The sequence below is a fragment of the Acidovorax sp. SUPP2825 genome, assembly GCF_030158995.1.
Taxonomy (GTDB): domain Bacteria; phylum Pseudomonadota; class Gammaproteobacteria; order Burkholderiales; family Burkholderiaceae_C; genus Paracidovorax.
Genome location: NZ_BQXK01000002.1, coordinates 283,922 through 303,271 on the forward strand (window position 1 = coordinate 283,922; position 19,350 = coordinate 303,271).

Consider the following 19,350-nt stretch of genomic DNA (forward strand, 5'->3'; position numbering starts at 1 on the left):
CACCTTCCCGACCGCGAGGAGCCTTTCCATGAACGCACCGCAAACCCCCGCCACCGCGCCCGCAGACCCCGGCGCCGCCAAGGCCCGCCGCCGCAAGGCCCTGATCTCGCTCGCCGCCGTCGTGGTGGTCGCGGGCGGCGCCTGGGGCGTGTACGACTGGCTGGTGGCCAGCCACTACGAAGACACCGACAACGCCTACGTGCAGGGCAATGTCATCCAGATCACGCCGCAGACGGGCGGCACCGTGATGTCCATCCTGGCCGACGACACCGACTTCGTGAAGGCCGGCGCCGCGCTGGTCAAGCTCGACCCCGCGGATGCCAGCGTGGCGCTGGAGCAGGCCGAGGCGGGCTTGGCCCAGGCGGTGCGACAGGCGCGCACGCTCTATGCCAACAACGGCTCGCTCAACGCGCAGATCAGCCTGCGCCAGGCGGACGTGGCCAAGGCCCGCTCCGACATCGCCCGCGCCAACGACGACCTGCGCCGCCGCCAGGCCCTGTCGGGCAACGGCGCCGTGTCCAAGGAAGAGTTGAACCACGCCCAGAGCCAGCTCGACGCGGCCCGCACGGCGCTGGCCGCGGCCGAGGCCGGCGTGGTGTCGGCGCGCGAGCAGCTCGCCAGCAACCAGTCGCTCACCCAGGGCATCTCGGTGGACCAGAACCCCAACGTGCTGGCCGCCGCCGGCAAGGTGCGCGAGGCCTACCTGGCCGCCCGCCGCACCGACCTGCCCGCCCCCGTGGACGGCTACGTGGCGCGCCGCACCGTGCAGCTGGGCCAGCGCGTGGCCGCCGGCACGCCGCTCATGACCGTGGTGCCGCTCAACCAGGTGTGGGTGGATGCGAATTTCAAGGAAAACCAGCTGCGCAACCTGCGCCTGGGCCAGCCCGCCAAGCTCACGGCCGACCTGTACGGTAAGAAGGTGGAATACACCGGCACCATCGCCGGCATGGGCGTGGGCACGGGCTCGGCCTTCGCGCTGCTGCCCGCGCAGAACGCCACCGGCAACTGGATCAAGGTGGTGCAGCGCGTGCCGGTGCGCATCGCGATCGACACCGAGCAATTGCGCACCCACCCGCTGCGCGTGGGGCTGTCCATGGACGTGAAGGTGGACACGCAGGACCGCAGCGGCCACCTGCTGGCCGACGCGCCGCGCACCCAGGCCGTGGCGCAGACCGCGGTGTACGACGACCTGGACAAGGGCGCCGGTGCCGACGTGGCCCGCATCATCGCGGCCAACGCTGGCCCGGGCTACAAGCCCACGCTGGCCGCCGCGCCGGCCAAGGGCGCGTCGCAGGTCGCCATGGCGCCGGCCACGACCGCGTCGCACTGACCCTGCGGGCCGCCTCGGCGGCGCCTCGCTCCCCAAGACAGACCCGCTGCGCACCGCCGCAGCGGGCCAGCCGTAGAACCACTCCCACAACACGCTGACCCATGTCTTCCCCCAACACCCCTGCGCCTCAGGCGCCGCCGCCCCTCGAAGGCAGCGCGCGCATGTGGGGCACGCTGGCCCTCTCGGCCGCGACGTTCATGAACGTGCTGGACACGTCCATCGCCAATGTGTCCCTGCCCGCCATCGCGGGCGACCTGGGCGTGAGCCCCACGCAAGGCACCTGGGTCATCACCAGCTTCGCGGTGGCCAATGCCATCGCGGTGCCGCTGACGGGCTGGCTGTCGCAGCGCTTCGGGCAGGTGCGACTGTTCGTGGCCAGCGTGACGCTGTTCGTGATCGCCTCGCTGCTGTGCGGCATCGCGCCCAACATGGCCACGCTGATCGCCTTCCGCGCGCTGCAGGGCTTCGTGGCCGGGCCGATGATTCCGCTGTCGCAGTCGCTGCTGCTGTCCAGCTACCCCAAGGCGCTGGCCGGGCTGGCGATGGCGATGTGGTCGATGACCACGCTCGTCGCGCCGGTGATGGGGCCGCTCCTGGGCGGCTGGATCACCGACAACATGAGCTGGCCGTGGATCTTCTACATCAACGTGCCGGTGGGCATCATGGCCGTGCTGGTCACCTGGAGCATCTTCCACAAGCGTGAATCCGAGCGGCGGGCGCTGCCCATCGACTCCATCGGCCTGGCGCTGCTGGTGATCTGGGTCGCGGCCATGCAGGTGATGCTGGACATCGGCAAGGAGCACGACTGGTTCGCCTCGCCCTGGGTGGTGGCGTGCGGCGTGGTGGCGGTGGTGGGTTTCGCCGCCTTCATGATCTGGGAGCGCGGCGAGCCGCACCCGGTGGTGGACCTCACGCTGTTCCGCATCCGCAACTTCTGGGCCGGCGCGCTGGCCACGTCGGTGGGCTACGGCCTGTTCTTCGGCAACGTGGTGCTGCTGCCGCTGTGGCTGCAGCAGTACATGGGCTACACCGCCACGCAGGCCGGCGAGGTGCTGGCGCCGGTGGGGCTGCTGGCGCTGGTGCTCTCGCCCGTGGTGGGCAAGAACATCGCCAAGGTGGACCCGCGGCGCTTTGCCACCTTCGCGTTCCTGGTGTTCGCGCTGGTGCTGTGGATGCGCTCGCGGTTCAACACCCAGGCCGACCTGACCACGATCATGGTGCCCACGATCATCCAGGGCATCGCCATGGCGTTCTTCTTCATCCCGCTGGTGACGATCACGCTGTCGGAGATCGCACCCGCGCGCATTCCGTCGGCCTCGGGGCTGTCGAACTTCATGCGCATCACGGCCGGGGCCATCGGCACCTCGGTCTCGACCACGCTGTGGGAGCGGCGCGCCACGCTGCACCATGCCCAGCTCACCGAAGGGCTGCAGCAGGGCGGCGTGGCCGTCACGCAGACGCTGCAGGGGCTGCAGGCGGGCGGCCTCACGCCCGAGCAGGCGCTGGCGCAGGTGGAGCGCATGGTGAACCAGCAGGCCTTCATGCTGGCTGCCAACGACATCTTCTATGCGTCGGCCGTGCTGTTCCTGCTGCTGATTCCGCTGGTCTGGCTGGCCCACCCGGTGCGACCCAGCGCCGGCAGCGCGGACGCCGCGGCCGGCGCGCACTGAGGCCGGGGGCTGGGGCGACTGTTGCGCCACCGCCTCACTCCAGGGCATTCGCGCGGGCAAAAAGCCGCCTGCGCAGGCGATGTCATCACGGGTTCATCCGGGATTTCTACAAACGCGGGGCTGCACCGGCATGCGCCGGCCGGCGGCCCCTGCGTCAAAAAATCCAGATAACCCATGACCCGCCCCTCTGCCCCTGCCCCCAAAACCTTCCGCCGTGCCCGGATGCCCCTGGCCATCGCCCTGGCCCTTCCCTCCCTCCTGCTGGCGGGCTGCGGCGGCTCCGGCGACGGCACGCCCGCCGCCGAACAGGGCCGCTGGACCACCGGCGACCTGCACACCCACACGGTGCAATCGGACGATTCGCGCACGACGCAGACGCTCGACTTCCTGCTCGGCAAGGCCTTCACCACCTACCGCCTGGACTGGATGGCGGTGACCAACCACCTGCGCTCGTCCAAGTACGACAACGCGGCCAACCTGCTGCCCGCTCCCAAGGCCTTCGCCTATGGCATGGAGGCCTATGAGATCCCGCGCATCCAGGCGCTGCAGGCCTCTGGCAACTACGCCGGCAAGCTGATCTTCTCGGGGTTCGAGTGGGACATGCCCACGCACGACCACATCGGCGTCGGCCTCTTCGAGGGGGCCAGCGGCAGCCTGAAGCCCTCCACCAGCGGGGCCAAGGAGTTCCAGTACCTGTTCACCACGGGCGCCGAATCGCTCTTCGACGCGGCGGACGTGGCCCGCTGGAAGGCCCAGTACCCGCAGCGCTTCAACCAGACGGCCGACGACGCGCTCAAGGCCATCGCCTGGCTGAAGGCGAAGTACCCCGACACCAGCTACGCCCTGATCAACCACCCCTCGCGCAACCCCGGCAAGTATTCGATCGCCGATCTGCGCCAGATGAACGACCTGGCGCCCAGGATCGTGTTCGCCATCGAGGGCATGGTGGGCAACCAGCTCGAACCCGACCGCGGCGGCTACACCTCGGCCTACATCGACGCCAACCAAGCCAACCGCACCTACGGCGGCACCGACGCCATCGTGGCGAAACTCGGCGGCGTGTGGGACGCACTGCTGGGCGAGGGCCGCCGCATCTGGAACATCGCCGACTCCGACTCGCACTTCGAGATCGACTCGAACAACAACAGCAGCGGCTACTACCCTGGCGAATACGCCAAGAACCACGTCTGGCAGGCCAGCAAGGCGGAGGGGGGCATCGGCGGCCTGGTCGACAGCCTGCGCGCGGGCCGCAGCTTCGGCGTCTTCGGCGACCTCATCAACGCGCTGGACTTCAACGTGTACGCCCTGAGCGGCAAGGGGACCATGGGCCAGGAGGTCAAGGCCTCGGCCGGCGAGAGCGTGACGGTGCGCATCCGCTTCAAGAGCCCGCCGGTCAACAACTACCAGCGACCGGTGGCCAGCGGCAACCTGGGCAACATGACGCCCAAGGTGGACCACATCGATCTCATCGCGGGCGACGTGGGCGAGCGCGCGCAGCCCGGATCGGCCGCCTACCAGCAGGCCACCAACCCCACCACCCGCGTGCTGCGCCGGTTCACGGCCGCCGACTGGACGCAGGACGGCGAGGGCTACTACACCATGGAGATTCCGCTCACCATCGCAAAGAACCAGTACCTGCGCCTGCGCGGCACGAACCTGGGCGAGAACGTGGCCGGTCTCACGGCGAACGGCGAGCCGCTGGCGGACCAGGCGGTGACCACGTCCGACCCGGCCCAGCGCCACGACCAGATCAACGACCGCAACTACGGCAACCTCTGGTTCTATTCCAACCCGATCTTCGTGTCGGTGCGCTGAAGGCCGGGCGCGGCGGGGCGCCTGGCGCCTGTGGATGGTCGGGGCAGTTTGCTATTTATTTAATAGCGCAATGCCCTAGAAACATATGCGCTGGAGCCCTTTCCGACTCGATACCCAGGAGGCGGCAGGGCCGCGCAACGCCCGCCCGCTTCACGTCAGGGCGGCGCCGGCCGGCACCCCGCCCCCCGTGTGCCAGCGCGCCTGCAGCCACGCGGCGAACCCTTCCGGCGCGCGGGCGATGCAGCGTGCGCTGGTGATCACCCGCGGGTCGCGCACCCACGCCACCGTCGCCTGCTGGGCGAGCAGCGCCTCGACCAGCCGCACGTCCTCGTGCGCCACGAGCGGCGCGAAACCGCCCGCGCGCCGGTAGGCCGCGGACGAGACGCCGAGGTTGGCGCCGTGGATGTGCCGGTGGCCGTTGCGGTCCTGGTAGTGCGATGCGAAGGCCTGAGCCACGTGCAGGGGATGCTCGTGCCAGTCCTCCACGCCGATCGTGCCGCACACGGCATCGCTCGCGCAGGCCAGTTGCGCCGTGATCCACTGCGGCGGCACGCGGCTGTCGGCATCGGTGCAGCACAGCCAGCGGGCGCCAAGCCCGACCAAGTGGTCCATGCCCACCGCCCGCGCCGTGCCGACGCAGCGCGCGCCGATCTCCACCACGTCGCAGCCCCACGTGCGTGCCAGGGCCGCCGTGGCGTCCCGGCAGGCATCGGCCACGACCACGATGCGCACGGGTTCCTGCACCTGCGCGGCCGCCGCGCACACCGAATCCAGGCAGGCGTCGATGAGGGCGGCTTCGTCGTGCGCCGGAATGCACACGCCGATCATGGGGCGCCCTCCGCCGCACGGGCCAGCCGCTCCTGAGCGCCGCCCGCCTCCGCCACCGAGGTGCCGCCCCCGTTCTGCCACACGTCGATGCGCATGTCTTCGTCGCACCAGCCGCCCACGTGGTCGAGCGCCAAGGTGTCCCGCGCCTGCGCGTGGACGCCGTCGCCATGGGCCGGCGCATCCGCCACCGGCGCGCGCCAGTGGCACATCGCCAGGTGGCCGCCGTGCTGCAGATGCCCGGGCACCTGCGCGAGGAAATGGGCGAAGTCGGCCGGCGGCAGGTAATAGGCCAGTTCCGCCACCACGATGAGGTCGCTGGGGGCCTCGGGCCAGTGCTGCGGAAAGCGCCAGTGCCGCAGCGCCACATGGCCGGCGCCGCTCAGCGTGGCGGCGGCGCGCACCAGCGCCGCCGCGCTGGCATCGGATGCGATAAGCCGGTCGCAGCGCGCGGCCAGCGCCACCGTGTTGCCGCCCACCGAGCAGCCGGGCTCGAAGCCCTGGGCATACCGGGGACGGGGGAGCGCGGCCAGCAGCAGATCGCGTTTGCGGCGCTCGTACCAGCGGGTGTGCACGCCCCACGGGTCGGCGCTGCGCGCGTGCAGTTGATCGAAGTGAACGGTATCGGCCAGGGGCGCGCCCATGTCAGGCCATCGCCCACTCGAAGCGGCCGTTCCACGCCTGCAGCGCCGAAGGCGGCAGCACCGGCGCCACGCCGCCGTCCGGCTGGATCTGGCTCTGGAAGGCGCGCACGGCGCGGGCCTTGGCCTGCACCAGGTCATCGGCCACGGCGATGCGCCGCAGCGTGCGATGGCGCAGCCGCGCGTGGGCCGCGTGTTCGGGCACCAGGGCCCAGACGGGGTACTCGATGCAACAGGCCCCCACCGTGCGGGCCGCCGCCAGGGCGGCGCGGGCGCAGGCCTCGTGGTCGGGGTGGCCGTCGTGGCGCCACGGCACGAAGACCGTGTCGCCCGGCGCCAGTTGCAGGTGCGCCGCGAGCGCAAGCTCCTCGGCCGCCAGGCCGCCATCGGGCAGGCCCAGGCGCACCACGGTCGCCGCGATGCCCAGTTGCGCCAGGGCGTTGGCCGACTCCTGCGGCCGGACCTGCCGAAGGCGCTCGGCGGGCCAGGCGTGCGAGCCGGGGTGGCTCGCCTCCCCATCGGTAACCGCGTAGACCAGCACCTCGTGGCCACGGCGCGCCAGTTGCGCCACCGTGCCGCCGAGCACCAGCACCTCGTCGTCGGGGTGCGGCGCGACGACCACCACGCGGCTGAAGGGCGCCACCAGCGATTCGGGGGTGGCCGGCAGCAACCGCGGCTGCGGCGCTGCCGGCACCGGCGTGCGCGCGGGCACGGCCCGCAGGCGCCGGGCGGCGGGCTTGTGGGAAGCGATCACAGCGTCCATGCGTTGTCTCCAGGAAGGGTTTCGTTCGCCTGTGCCGCCAAGCGGCCGAGCACCGCCAGGTCCCATTCGGCATGGCTCTGGCGCAGGAAGACCGCAAGATCCGCCACGCGCTGGGCGTGGTCGGCGTCGCGGCACAAAGGGCCCGCCCCCAAGGCGCGCCCCACGTGGTCGATCGTGGTGGACGCGGCCGCTTCCACGGTGCCGCGCACCTGCAGGGCCTCGCGGCGGCCGAACGGCGACCCGCCCGCCCGGTGCGCATCGATGGCGGCGGCGGCATGGCACAGTGCCAGGGCGGACGCGGACAGCGCGCAATCCACCGCGCCCAGGTGGGCAGCCAGCAGGTCGTCCGCCGCCGCGCCGCGCTGCTGCACCCGCTCGCGCAGGCGCTGTGCCACGGCGGCAGCGGCACCGTGCCAGCAGGCAGCGATGCCGGCCGCACCGTGCCAGAAGCCCGGCCGGTCCAGGTAGGCGCCGGGCGCCCCCACGGGCCATGCCGGCACCGTGTCGAACAGCACGTCCACGCTGGCGGTATCGGCCATGCCCACGGCGTCCCAGCCCTCGCGGGTGACGGTGACCCGGGGGTGGTGCATGGACACGGCAATGAGTTGAACCTGCCCGTCCGGATCGCGGGCCGTGGCCAGGGCGGCGCTGACGCCCGAGGCGCCAGAGCACCAGCACTTGCGGCCGGAGACCACCAGCCCGCCGTCGGGGCCCGCGGCCAGCTGCAGTTCTGCGCCGGCCGGCCCGCCCGCGGCCCACACGCCCCACAGGCCCTGCGACGGATCGACCGCACGGACCAGCGCGGCGGCGTCGCCATCGCCCAGAATCTCCCGCGCGATGCCGACCGCGTCGAGATGGGATTCGAACAGCTTGCCGATGGCGGCGTCCTCACCGGTCACCTTGGCGAGCCAGCGAAAGCGATCGGCGGTGGTGGCACGGGCCTGCGGGTCGGCACCGAACGCCTGGACATGGTCCAGTGCGTGGCGCACGGGGGTGCCCAGAGGGAAATCGGTGGGGGGAAGGAGATCGCGGCGCATCCTTCCGACGCTAGGGGGCGGCCCCCGGCGGCCGTGTCAGCCTCGGCCCCCTGCCGCTGTGGGACGCCGGTCGGCGGCCCGCTGCCACTCAGCCGGCCCCGGGGGGCTCCGCTCAGCCCACGTGCTTGGCGAAGAACGCCAGCGTGCGTTCGCGCGCCAGGGTGGCCGAGGCCTCGTCGTAGGAGCCGCGCTGGTCGCAATTGAAGCCGTGGTCGGCGTCGTACACGTGCACCTCCACTTCCGGGTGCGCCCGGCCGAAGGCCTGAACGCTGTCGAGCGCAATGAAGTGGTCGCGGTCGCCGAAGTGCGCCAGCACCGGAACCTTCGGGGTGCGCGCGCTTTCCTCGGTAGAGGTCATACCGCCGCCGTAGTAGCAGACGGCGGCCGACAGGCCCTGCAGCTCGCACGCCGCGCGCCAGGTGAGCAGCCCGCCCCAGCAGAATCCCACGATGCCCACCTTGCCGCCGCCGGCCTGCGCCGCGTGGTCGATGGCGGCCTGGATGTCGGGCAGCACGCCCGCGCCGGGCAGCGCCTCGACCCGGGACTTGAGTGCGATGCCGTCCTGCATGTCCTGGGCGCTGTAGCCCAGCTCGACCCCGGGCTGCACCCGGGCGAAGGTGGCGGGCGCCACGGCCAGGTAGCCGCGCGCGGCCAGCCGGTCGGCCACGGCGCGGATGTGCGAGTTCACGCCGAAGATTTCCTGCAGCACGACCACGGCGCCGCGTGCCTGGCCCTCGGGCTGCGCGACCCAGGCGGGCACCTTGAAACCGTCAGCCGATGCGATGTCCACGAAATTGCCCATGATGATGCGACTCCTTTGCCGGAAGGGATGGGTGAGAGAGGGTGGTTGAAAGAAAGCGGAGCGGTGAAAAGACGCGCCGGCCCGGTGGTGGCCCGGGCCGGCGGATGCTGTAATGCGGGACCTTTCGCCAACGGTGCATTCTTGCAGGAGACGGCAATTGAACAAAGTGGTACTTGTGACCGGTGGTAGCCGGGGCATCGGCGCAGCGACCGCACGCCTGGCCGCGCGCCAGGGCTGGGCGGTGGCGGTGAACTACGCCCGCGATGCGCAGGCGGCCGACGCCGTGGTGCAGGCCATCCGCGAGGCGGGCGGCCAGGCCATCGCCGTGCAGGCCGACGTGGCGAAGGAAGACGAGGTCGTCGCCCTGTTCGAGGCAGTCGATGCCCGCCTGGGAGCGCTCGGTGCCCTGGTGAACAACGCGGGCGTGGTCGATGTGCCCGCGCGCGTGGACCAGATGAGCGCCGAGCGCTTGCGCCGCATGTTCGACATCAACGTGGTGGGCAGCTTTCTCTGCGCCCGCGAGGCCGTGCGGCGCATGAGCACGAAGCACGGCGGCGCGGGCGGCAGCATCGTCAACGTGTCCAGCGCCGCGGCGCGCCTGGGCGCGGCCGGGCAGTACGTGGACTACGCCGCCTCCAAGGGCGCCATCGACGTGCTCACGCTCGGCCTGGCCCGCGAGGTGGCGGCCGAGGGCATCCGCGTGAATGCGGTGCGGCCCGGCCTCATCGACACCGACATCCACGCCAGCGGCGGCCTGCCCGACCGCGTGCGCGACCTGGCGCACCAGGTACCCATGGGCCGGGGCGGCACGGCCGAGGAGGTGGCCGAGGCCATCGTCTGGCTGATGTCGGAGGCGGCCAGCTACACCACCCTGTCCCTGCTCGAAGTCTCCGGAGGCCGCTGATGGACCTGAAACCGCTCATCACGCTGCTGGCCATCGTGAACCCGCTGGCCATCGTGCCGTTCTTCATCCACTACACCGACGGGTTCTCGCAGCGCCAGCGCCGGCGCACCATCCAGGTGGCGGCCTTCAGCGCGTTCTGCGTGATCGCGGCCTGCGCGCTGCTCGGGCTGCAGATCCTGGAGTTCTTCAACATCTCGCTGCAGAGCTTCCAGGTGGGCGGCGGCATGCTGCTGCTCATCAGCGCGATGAACATGCTCAACGCCCAGCCGGCCGAGGCCAAGCCCCACACCCACGAGCTGGAGGAAGGCGCCGAGAAGGCCGCCCAGGGCGACAGCATCGCCGTGGTGCCGCTCACCATCCCGCTGCTCACCGGGCCGGCCAGCATGTCCACCGTGGTGATCTATGCCGACCGGGCGCAGACCTTCTGGCAGCACCTGGCGCTGGTGGGCTACGGCGTGGTCATCGCCGGCGCCACGGCGCTGTGCTTCGCGCTGGCCGACCCCATCGCGCGCGTGCTGGGCAAGACCGGCATCAACGTGATGACGCGGCTCATGGGCCTGATCCTCGCGGCGCTGGCGGTGGAAGTGATGGCCGAAGGGCTGGGCAAGCTGTTCCCCGTGCTGGTCGCGCGCTGAGGGCACGGCATGGCCACCACCCACGCCCGATTGCTGCTGCTGGAGGACGACCCCGCCATCGCGCGCACGGTGGCCTATGCGCTCGAGCGCGAGGGGCTGTCCATCGTGCACAGCCTGCTGCTGCGGGACGCGCGCGAACAGCTGCGCGCCCGGCCTTTCGACCTGCTGGTGCTGGACGTGGGCCTGCCCGACGGCAACGGCCTCGATCTGCTGCGCGACCTGCGCCGCGACCCGGCGCACCAGGCCACACCGGTGCTCATGCTGAGCGCCCACGGCGAAGAGCTCGACCGCGTTCTGGGCCTGGAACTGGGCGCCGACGACTACCTGCCCAAGCCCTTCAGTCCGCGCGAGCTGGCGGCCCGCGTGAAAGCCCTGCTGCGCCGCGCGGCGGCCCCCGCACCGCTGGCAGCGGCATCGGCGCCGCCCAGCCCGTTCCACGACGATGCCGCCGGCCAGCGCGTGAGCCTGCACGGCCGGCCGCTGCCGCTCACGCGGCGCGAATACCGCCTGCTGGCCTGCCTGCTGCGCGGCGCCGGCCGCATCCAGTCGCGCGAGGCCCTGCTCGCCGGCGCCTGGGGCGACGACAGCGAAAGCACCGACCGCACGGTGGACACCCACATCAAGACGCTGCGCGCCAAGCTGCGCGAAGCGGACCCGGCGCGCGAATACATCAGCACGCACCGGGGCATGGGCTACTGCCTGGAGCCATGAGCGCCCGCTGGCACCGCTCCGCGCAGCCCACCCTGGCGAGGGCCTGACCCATGCGCCTGGGCATCCGGCTGCTGTTCGCCTTCTTCCTGATCAACGGCATCGCGGCCTTCTTCGTGCTGCGCGTGTTCACCGCCGAGATCAAGCCCAGCGTGCGCGAGGTGATGGAAGACATGATGGTGGACACCGCCAACATCCTGGCCGAACTGGCGAGCGACGACCTGGCCGCCGGCCGCCTGGGCGCCACTGCGCCCGGCACGCCCGAGAGCCGCTTCGCGCAGCACGTGCGCCAGTACGCGAGCCGCCCGGTCGACGCCGCGATCTGGGGGCTCACCAAGCAGACGCTCGATTTCCGCATCTACGTGACCGATGCCGCCGGGCGCGTGGTGTTCGACTCCGAGCGCAGCGCCGTGGGCGAGGACTATTCGGGCTGGCGCGACGTGGCGCGCACGCTGCGGGGCGAGTACGGCGCCCGCGCCACGCGCGAGGTGCAGGGCGACGACACCAGCGGCGTGATGTACGTGGCCGCCCCCATCCTGGTGGACGGGCCGTCCGGCCGCAGCATCGGCGGCGTGCTGACCGTGGCCAAGCCCACGCGCTCGGTGCAGCGCTTCATCGACCGGGCCGAGCGCAAGGTGCTGCGCGGCGGCCTGCTGCTGCTGGCCCTGTCGGCGCTGGTGGGCGTGGCCGTCACCGTGTGGACCGTGTGGCACGTGCGCCGCCTGCGCGATTACGCCCTGAGCGTGCAGGGTCCGGCCGACGGCGGCCTGAATCCCACGCAGCCCCTGGCCGTGCCGCGGGTGCCGGGCGAGCTGGGCGACCTGGCCCGCGCCATGGACCGCATGCGCGTGCGGCTGGAAGGGCACGACTACATCGAAGGCTACGTGCGCGCCCTCACGCATGAACTCAAAAGCCCCGTGGCCGCCATTCGCGGCGCGGGCGAACTGCTGCAGGAGGACCTGCCCCCGGCCGACCGCGCCCAGTTCGCCACGCAGGTGGTCGAGCAAAGCGAGCGCCTGCAGCGCCTGGTGGACCGGCTGCTGGCGCTGAGCCAGCTCGAGCAGCGCCAGCGGGCCGAGGGCGCGACCGCCGTCTCGCTGCAGGACTGCGCGGCCCTGGCGGTGCGCCAGGCCCAGGCCCGCGCCAGCCAGCGCACCATCGACCTGGTGCTCACGGGCGACGGCGCCGGCGGCCCGTGGGAGGCCGAACTGGTGACGCTGGCGATCACCAACCTGATCGACAACGCCATCGACTTCGCGCCCGCCGGCAGCGCGGTGCGCGTGGAGTTGCAGGGCCCGGTGGTGGCCGTGCAGGACGCGGGCCCCGGCGTGCCGGACTATGCGCTGCCGCGGCTGGGCGAGCGCTTTTTCACCACCGCGCGGCCGGGCGGAGAGCGCAGCGGCTCGGGGCTGGGCCTGGCCATCGTGCGCCGGATCATGGCGCTGCACGGGGGAACGATGGCGGTGCGCAACACCCAGCCCGGGCTGCGGGTCGAACTCGCCTTTCCGGCCGCCTGACGGCGGCGCCCCGGCCACCGGGCCGGCCGCGCGCCGGCGCACTTCACCGTGCACTCACAAACTTCATTTCCGCCTCACGCCCGATCACCACACTGCCCTCCACATCCACTGGCGGAGAGCCTCCTTGAAACACCCCCTGTTCACCAAACTGGCCGCGCTCGCGGCCATCACCCTGCTCCTGCTGTTCGGCCTGGGCCTCATCGAAGACGTGGTGCGCGACCGCCAACGCTACCGCACCCTCACCGCCGATGGCGTGGCGCGCAGCCTGGCGGGCTCGCAAACCCTGCTGGGGCCGCTGATCCACAGCGCCTGCGTGGAAAGCTGGGATGCCGTGACCGGCACCGGCAGCGAGCGCACCACGGTCGAGAAACGGCGCGAGTTCGTGCTCACCGCCATGCCGGATACCCTGCAATTGCGCGCCGGCACTGCCATGCAGGAGCGCTCGCGCGGCGTGCACAAGGTCAACACCTACACCCTGAAGGCGCATGTCGCCGCCGAGTGGTCGTCGCTCGCGAGCCTGCGGCCGGACACCACCGTGCAGGGCTCGCGCATGCAGTGCGGCGCGCCCCTGCTGATGATGGCGGTGGGCGATGCGCGAGGCATCCGCGCGGCCCAGCTCACCGTCGGCGGCCAGGCGCTGGCCCTGAAACCCGGCACCTTCCACCCCGCCTACCCCCGCGGCCTGCATGCCCCGCTGCCCGAAGCGCTGGTGCAGCGGCCAGGCGGCGACACCGGCCCGTTCAAGGCCGAGATGGACCTGGAACTCGTGGGCACCGAGAGCGTGGCCATCGTGCCGCTGGGCAGCCAGACCCAGGTGCAGATGGACGGCAGCTGGCCCCACCCCTCGTTCGCCGGCCGCTTCCTGCCATCGGAGCGCACCGTGGGGGACAAAGGCTTTTCCGCGCTGTGGCGCCTGTCTTCGCTGGCCAGCACGGCCCAGCAGGACGTGGCCGCCGGCCGCCCCGCGTGCGAGGCGGCCCCTACCGCGGACCGCGCCTACGACGCCGCGCCCGCCGACGGCCGCGGCTGCGCCGACAGCTTCACCGTGGCCTTCGTGGACCCGGTCAATCCCTATTCCCTGAGCGACCGCGCCACCAAATACGGCGTGCTGTTCGTCGCGCTCACCTTCGTGGCGGTGGGCCTGTTCGAGCTGATGAAGCGGCTGCGGGTGCACCCGGTGCAGTACCTGCTGGTCGGCAGTGCGCTGTGCAGCTTCTTCCTGCTGCTGGTGAGCCTGTCGGAGCACCTGCCCTTCGGCGTTTCGTATGCCATTGCGGCCAGCGCGTGCGTGCTGCTGCTGGCCTACTACGCCAGCCACATGCTGGGCAGCCTGTGGCTCGGCCTGCCGTTCGGGGCCGGCATCGCGCTGCTCTACGGCCTGCTCTACCTGCTGCTGCAGCTGGAGCAGACCGCGCTGGCCGTGGGTGCCATCGCGCTGTTCCTGGTGCTGGCCGCCGTGATGGTGCTCACGCGACGGGTGAACTGGTACGGCCTGACCGCGCAACGCCCTGTTTCCACCCCTCGTCCGGAGGCCGCATGAGCGCGCAGTCGCCCTGGCCGGCCCACCGGGCCAGCCCCTGGGACACGCACCTGGCCGCGCCAGCGCAGCCGGAGCGCGGCGAGCAGGGCCTGTCGATGGCGCAGGCGCAGCGCCTGCAGCGCTACCACGACCGCCTGCTGTGCGCCCTGGCGGCGCGGGACCGCGAAGCCTTGCGCCAGGCCAAGCAGGGCATCCTGAAGGCCGCCTACTGGCCAGGGGCTGCGGATGCCGCGTCCCCGGCCTGGCGCCGGGCCATGCGCACGCTCTCCTGGCAGATGGCGGCCTTGCTGCTGCCCCGCGGGCGCCATTAGCCCGCGGCGAGGGCCGCCGGGCTTCAGGCCGCGACCGCTTCGCGCGCCGGGCGGGGCGCTGCGGCCGTCTCTGCCTGCAGGGCCCCACCGTCGCCCGAGCAAGCGCCGCCGCAGCCGTGAATGGCCTGCGCCGGCAGGGCGCCCGGCGCATGCACGGTGCCGGTCGCGGGATCGAAGCCCACGCGGCGCAGGTGCAGGGCGAGCGCCGCGTCCATGGTCTGCGTGTGTTGCGGAAACCACAGGGCCAGCTCCGACGCCATGCGGCGCAGCACGGCCGGCTCGCCCGCTTCGGCCTGCGCCGTGCCCTCGCGCAGCACCTGCAGCACGACCTTGTGCTGCAGGCTGTGGCAGTTGCCCGAGGCGAAGCGGGTGGCGGCCATCCAGTCGTCCTCGCGGGCGAAGTGGTCGGCGGTGTGCGACACCAGCGCGTGCCAGGCGCCCAGCAGTTGCGCGTCCGGCGCGGCCTCCACGGCGGCCAGCAGTTCCACGAACTCCTGGTGGGTTTCGTCCATGAGGGGAAGGTCGAGGGCGAGGCCCTCGGACCATTGCAGTGCAGCCATTTCCAGTCCTTGCATCCAGTGGAAGGCCAGCTTAAGAGCCACCGCGGCACCGGGCTTTGATGCAGGTCAGGGCGCCGGCGATCGCGCACCGGGCCACGGCCTGCGGCGCAGGCCTGCCGGAAAGGGGCCGGACATCTGATAATTATTCGATGACTCAGCCGTCCACCCCGGGTAGTGCCGCCGCCGCGATGCCGTTGAACGAAGGCGAGCGCGTCGCCGCGCTCCAGATGCTCGGGGTGCTGGACTCGGCGCCGGAGCCGGTCTTCGACGACCTGGTGTGGCTGGCCAGCCAGTGCTGCGATGTGCCCATCGCGCTCATCTCGCTGATCGACGAAACGCGCCAGTGGTTCAAGGCCAGCTGCGGCCTGGGCACATCGCAGACGCCCCGCGAGATCGCGTTCTGCAGCCATGCGCTGGCGTCCACGCAGATCCTGGAGGTCCCCGACGCGCTGGAGGACCCGCGTTTTTCCAGCAACCCCATGGTGCTCGACGAACCGCGCATCCGCTTTTATGCAGGCGCGCCGCTGGTGGGCAGCGCCGGGCATGTCTACGGCACGCTGTGCGTGATCGACCGGGTGCCGCGGCACCTGTCCGGAACGCAGCGGGAGGCGCTGCAACGCCTGTCCAGGCAGGTGGTCAGTCAGCTGGAGGCCCGCCAGGGCCGCCGGGAGGCCCAGATCCAGGCGGGCACCCTGGGCCGCCTGCTGGAGGCCATGCCCGATGCGGTCGTGTCCTGCGGCCCCGATGGATTGCTGGGCGAGTTCAATCACGTGGCCCGGGCATGGCACGGCACCGACCCTCGCTCCCTGCCGCCGAGCGAATGGGCTGAGCATTTCGACCTGTTCGAGGCCTCGGGCACGCGGCTGCTGGCGACCGGGGACATCCCGCTGCTGGCCGCCTGGCGCGGCGAGACCGTTCGCGGGTTCGAGCTGGTCATCAAGGCGAGGGGCCAGGCGCCCCGGTCGGTGCTGTGCAACGCGTCGCCGTTGTTCTATGCGGACGGCACCAAGATGGGCGCGGTGTGCCTGATGCACGACGTGACGGCGCTGCGCGCCGCGACCCGGGCCGCCACGATCGCGGCCCAGCGCTTTTCGGGCGCCTTCAGCGCGGCCACCCACGGGATGGTCCTGGTCGCCACCACGGGCCACTGGATCGAGGTCAACGACGCGATCTGCGACATGCTGGGCTACTCGCGGGACGAATTGCTGCACATGGATTTCCGGCGGCTCACCCACCCCGACGACCTGATGTCCCACCGCGACCACATCGACCGGCTGGTCCGCAGGGAAACGCAGAACTACCAGTTGGGCAAGCGCTACGTGCGCAAGGACGGCGAGACGGTGTGGGCCCATCTGGCGGTCTCGCTGGTGCGGGACGAATTCGACCAGCCCCTGCATTTCGTGGCCCAGATCCAGGACGTCACGGAGCAGCGGTCCATGGAAGAGCGCCTGCGCGACAGCGAGCGCCGCATGCGCAGCATCCTGGAAAACACGGAGGATGCCTTCATCGTGGCCGATGAGGACGGCCACATTCTGGAGTGGAACCGCGCCGCCCAGGCGACGTTCGGCTGGCGCAGGGCCGAGGTGCTGGGGCGGCCGATGGCCGAGACCATCCTGACCCCGGCGATGCGAACGCGCAGCCTGGCGGCGCTCATGGGCAACGAGGACACGCGGGCCCGCAGGCAACTCCTTCCGGGATGGCACCGCGACCAGCACGAGTTCCCCATGGAGATCACCCTCAGCCAGGTGCAGCTGGAATCGTCCCGCATCGTGACGGCCTTCATGCACGACATCAGCGAGCGCGTCGCGGCCGACCAGCAGCTGCGCCGGCGCGAAGCCCAGCTGCAGCTGATGGCCGACAGCGTGCCCGCACTCATCGCGCACGTGGACGCGGACCTGCGCTACCAGTTCGCCAACAAGGCCTATGGCCGATGGTTCGGCAAGGACCCCGCGCAGATCGTGGGCCGCTCCATGGATGAAGTCCTGGGGCCGGCGCACTTCGCCAAAGCCTGGCCCTACATCGACCGCGTGCTGAAAGGCGAACGGGTGCAGTTCGAGGCAGAGGTCACCAACGCCGCCGGCGAAACCCGGGTCATGTTCGCCAGCTACATCCCCGATGTCCAGCCGGAGGGGCTGGACCCGGCATCGGCGCCCGCAGTCGGGTTCCACCTCACGGTGACGGACATCACCATCCACAAGGATTACGCCAACAGGCTTGCGATCAGCTCCGCGCGGCTGGAGCGGGCCCTCGAAGGGGCCGAACTGGGGCTGTGGGAACTGAACATCGAGGCCATGACGCTGCAGGTGGACGCCCGCGGATCGGCCATGCTGGGCTTCGGCCCCACCGAGGTGACCAAGACGGTGCCCGAATGGACCGCTGCGCTGCATCCGCTCGACCAGGAGCCGAACGTGGCCGCCTTCCGCCGGCATCTCGGCGGGTTGACGGAAAGCTACGAAAACGAGTTCAGGGTGCAAGGCCCGCAGGGGCCATGGATCTGGCTGTTCTCCCGCGGCAAGGTCATCCGGCGCAGCGCCACGGGCGCGCCCTCCACCATCATCGGCACCTTCATGGACATCACCCAGCGCAAGCTCGACGAAGAGGCGCTGGCCCGCGCGGCCCTGCTGCTGCGGCAATCGGGGGCCATGGCACGCGTGGGAGGCTGGACGCTGAATCCGGCCACGGGCGAGGCGGCATGGACGGACGAGGTCTACCGCATCCATGACCTGGAGCCGCAAACCGCGCCGGACCTGTCACAGGCGCTGAACTACTACACCGAGGCCTCGCGCCCCCTCATCGGCGCGGCCGTGCAGCGGTGCATGGACGACGGCACGCCGTGGGACCTGGAGCTGGAACTGATCTCGCACAAGGGGCGCCATCTCTGGGTGCGCGCCCAGGGCGAGCCGACCTACCAGGACGGCCGGATCGTCCAGCTGAGCGGGGCCTTCCAGGACATCACGGAGCGAAAGCACTCGGAGCTGCAACTGCAGCGCCTGAACGCCACGCTGGCGGAACTGTCCTATACGGATGCCCTCACGGGGCTGGGCAACCGCCGCCTGTTCGACGAGGCATTGAGCGCCGAGTGGGGCCGAACGCGCCGGCAAGACGCATCCGTGGCCCTGCTGATGATCGATATCGACCACTTCAAGCACTACAACGACATGCACGGGCACCAGGCCGGCGACGAATGCCTGCGCCAGGTCGGCGCCGTGCTGCAGGGGGCGTTGTTCCGGGCCCATGAAAAGCCGATGCGTTACGGAGGCGAAGAATTCGTGGTGCTCCTGCCGGGCACCACGGGCGACGAGGCGCAGGTCGTGGCCCAGCGGGTGCTGCAGGCGTTCGACCATGCCGCCCTCCCCCATGGCGCTTCGCCCCTGGGCCCGCACGTCACCCTGAGCATCGGCGTGGCGGCCCTGCAGCCCACGGCGGAAGTGACAGAAAAGCAATTGGTGCGCGACGCGGACCAGGCGCTCTACCAGGCCAAGGCCGCCGGACGGGCGCGTTTCATGCGGTGGCGCTGAACGCACGGCCCTTCGCTGCGGCCGCCGCAATGCAAAAAAAAGGCTTCGCACTGCGAAGCCTTTTTGCTTTTGGCACCCCCATCCGTTCATCCGAACGCGGGGGTAGGCCAACCCGTTTTACTGGTTGTAGACGCGCTTCAGATCGGCAACGCACTTGTCCTTGACGTCACCGGTCGCGGCATCGCAACGCTCCTTGGCGGCCTTGTATTCGGCTTCGCGCTTTTCTTCAGCGGCATCCTTCTTCACTTCAGCGACCTTGGCGTCCTTCTTGGCCATGTTGTCCGAAGGCTTGGCCTGAGCGCGTGCCACCTTGGCGTCTTCCTTGGCCTTCACGTGGGCGGCCTTGGCATCCTTCACGCAGACGTCCTTGGCATTGCCTTGCTGGTCGTCGCACTTTTCCTTGGCGACGTCGTAGGCGGCGTCAGCGCGGGCTTCGTTCACCTTGTAGGTGGCCTTGTCGCTGGGCTTGTACTGGGCTTCCAGTTCGGCCTTGGCGACCTTCTCGGCGCCCTTGGCTTCCTTCATGCAGACGTCCTTGGCGTTGGCCGTCATGCTGTCGCACTTCTGCTTGTTCATCTTGTAGTCGGCAGAGATGCGGTCCTTGGCGGCGCTGTGCTCTTCCTTGGTCATGGCCATGCCGCTGGTGGCGAGAAGGCCGGCGGCCACGATGGCCAGAAGATTGCGTGCGTGTTTCATATTTTTCTCCTTAATGTCTGTAGGGGGGGCGGTTGTCGATTTGCCTTGTGGCAGCACGGCGAACACCGCTGGTTTTTA

At 70.9% G+C, this 19,350-nt stretch carries 17 protein-coding genes; 10 read left to right on the top strand and 7 right to left on the bottom strand.

The annotated features are described in order from the left end of the window. Positions 1-28 precede the first annotated feature (28 nt). The 3 genes from AVAK2825_RS03845 (at position 29) to AVAK2825_RS03855 (ending at position 4,815) form a co-directional block, all read left to right on the top strand. Positions 29-1,330, top strand: coding sequence for an HlyD family secretion protein (locus AVAK2825_RS03845; RefSeq protein ID WP_284394589.1), 1,302 nt, complete (start codon positions 29-31; stop codon positions 1,328-1,330). Positions 1,331-1,431: 101 nt separating this feature from the next. Further along, on the top strand, positions 1,432-3,000 hold the full coding sequence (locus AVAK2825_RS03850) for a DHA2 family efflux MFS transporter permease subunit (RefSeq protein ID WP_284394591.1): 1,569 nt from the start codon (positions 1,432-1,434) through the stop codon (positions 2,998-3,000). 174 nt (positions 3,001-3,174) lie between these two features. Beyond that, positions 3,175-4,815 carry an S-layer protein gene (locus AVAK2825_RS03855; protein WP_284394593.1) on the top strand — a complete coding sequence of 547 codons (1,641 nt, stop codon included), beginning with the start codon at positions 3,175-3,177 and terminating at the stop codon, positions 4,813-4,815. Positions 4,816-4,965: 150 nt separating this feature from the next. Here the strand turns inward: AVAK2825_RS03855 and AVAK2825_RS03860 are convergent, their stop codons facing one another. The 5 genes from AVAK2825_RS03860 to AVAK2825_RS03880 all read right to left on the bottom strand — a co-directional run bounded on the left by AVAK2825_RS03860 (position 4,966) and on the right by AVAK2825_RS03880 (position 8,883). After that, positions 4,966-5,643 carry a glycosyltransferase family 2 protein gene (locus tag AVAK2825_RS03860; RefSeq protein WP_284394595.1) on the bottom strand — a complete coding sequence of 226 codons (678 nt, stop codon included), beginning with the start codon at positions 5,641-5,643 and terminating at the stop codon, positions 4,966-4,968. Next, positions 5,640-6,284 (bottom strand): SAM-dependent methyltransferase, encoded by a 645-nt coding sequence (locus AVAK2825_RS03865; protein ID WP_284394597.1) that lies wholly within the window; start codon positions 6,282-6,284, stop codon positions 5,640-5,642. The genes AVAK2825_RS03860 and AVAK2825_RS03865 overlap by 4 nt, the downstream gene beginning before the upstream one ends. 1 nt (position 6,285) lies before the next feature. Beyond that, positions 6,286-7,044 carry a PIG-L deacetylase family protein gene (locus AVAK2825_RS03870; RefSeq protein WP_284394599.1) on the bottom strand — a complete coding sequence of 253 codons (759 nt, stop codon included), beginning with the start codon at positions 7,042-7,044 and terminating at the stop codon, positions 6,286-6,288. Continuing rightward, complete coding sequence (locus tag AVAK2825_RS03875) at positions 7,032-8,033, bottom strand: acyl-CoA dehydrogenase family protein (protein ID WP_284394600.1); 1,002 nt, start codon at positions 8,031-8,033, stop codon at positions 7,032-7,034. Before AVAK2825_RS03875 ends, AVAK2825_RS03870 begins: the two co-directional genes overlap by 13 nt. Positions 8,034-8,193: 160 nt before the next feature. After that, positions 8,194-8,883, bottom strand: a complete 690-nt coding sequence (locus AVAK2825_RS03880; protein ID WP_284394601.1) for a dienelactone hydrolase family protein — start codon at positions 8,881-8,883, stop codon at positions 8,194-8,196. Positions 8,884-9,040: 157 nt separating this feature from the next. Between AVAK2825_RS03880 and AVAK2825_RS03885 the strand changes: the two genes are divergently transcribed. The 6 genes from AVAK2825_RS03885 to AVAK2825_RS03910 all read left to right on the top strand — a co-directional run bounded on the left by AVAK2825_RS03885 (position 9,041) and on the right by AVAK2825_RS03910 (position 14,498). Further along, on the top strand, positions 9,041-9,787 hold the full coding sequence (locus tag AVAK2825_RS03885; RefSeq protein ID WP_284394602.1) for an SDR family oxidoreductase: 747 nt from the start codon (positions 9,041-9,043) through the stop codon (positions 9,785-9,787). Next, positions 9,787-10,422, top strand: coding sequence for a MarC family protein (locus AVAK2825_RS03890; RefSeq protein ID WP_272565846.1), 636 nt, complete (start codon positions 9,787-9,789; stop codon positions 10,420-10,422). The genes AVAK2825_RS03885 and AVAK2825_RS03890 overlap by 1 nt, the downstream gene beginning before the upstream one ends. A 9-nt stretch (positions 10,423-10,431) precedes the next feature. Continuing rightward, positions 10,432-11,133, top strand: coding sequence for a response regulator (locus tag AVAK2825_RS03895; RefSeq protein ID WP_284394603.1), 702 nt, complete (start codon positions 10,432-10,434; stop codon positions 11,131-11,133). Between the two features lie 50 nt (positions 11,134-11,183). Further along, positions 11,184-12,647: a two-component system sensor histidine kinase CreC gene (gene creC, locus AVAK2825_RS03900; RefSeq protein WP_284394604.1), complete on the top strand. Its 1,464-nt coding sequence runs from the start codon at positions 11,184-11,186 to the stop codon at positions 12,645-12,647. Between the two features lie 124 nt (positions 12,648-12,771). Further along, positions 12,772-14,187 carry a cell envelope integrity protein CreD gene (creD, locus tag AVAK2825_RS03905; protein WP_284394605.1) on the top strand — a complete coding sequence of 472 codons (1,416 nt, stop codon included), beginning with the start codon at positions 12,772-12,774 and terminating at the stop codon, positions 14,185-14,187. Then, the gene (locus AVAK2825_RS03910; protein WP_284394606.1) at positions 14,184-14,498 is read left to right on the top strand and encodes a hypothetical protein; all 315 of its coding nucleotides are present in this window, start codon (positions 14,184-14,186) and stop codon (positions 14,496-14,498) included. The genes creD and AVAK2825_RS03910 overlap by 4 nt, the downstream gene beginning before the upstream one ends. 23 nt (positions 14,499-14,521) lie before the next feature. On the opposite strand, the gene AVAK2825_RS03915 is transcribed toward AVAK2825_RS03910, so the two are convergent. Next, a complete protein-coding gene (locus tag AVAK2825_RS03915; protein ID WP_284394607.1) occupies positions 14,522-15,058 on the bottom strand; it encodes a hemerythrin domain-containing protein in 537 nt (178 codons plus the stop codon). Positions 15,059-15,207: 149 nt separating this feature from the next. Here AVAK2825_RS03915 and AVAK2825_RS03920 point away from each other — a divergent pair, with 149 nt between their 5' ends. Continuing rightward, positions 15,208-18,576: a sensor domain-containing diguanylate cyclase gene (locus AVAK2825_RS03920; RefSeq protein WP_284394608.1), complete on the top strand. Its 3,369-nt coding sequence runs from the start codon at positions 15,208-15,210 to the stop codon at positions 18,574-18,576. Positions 18,577-18,693: 117 nt separating this feature from the next. Here AVAK2825_RS03920 and AVAK2825_RS03925 read toward each other — a convergent pair whose 3' ends face one another. After that, entirely contained in the window at positions 18,694-19,272 is a 579-nt protein-coding gene (locus AVAK2825_RS03925; protein WP_272565860.1) for a hypothetical protein, read from the bottom strand. Positions 19,273-19,350: the final 78 nt, after the last annotated feature.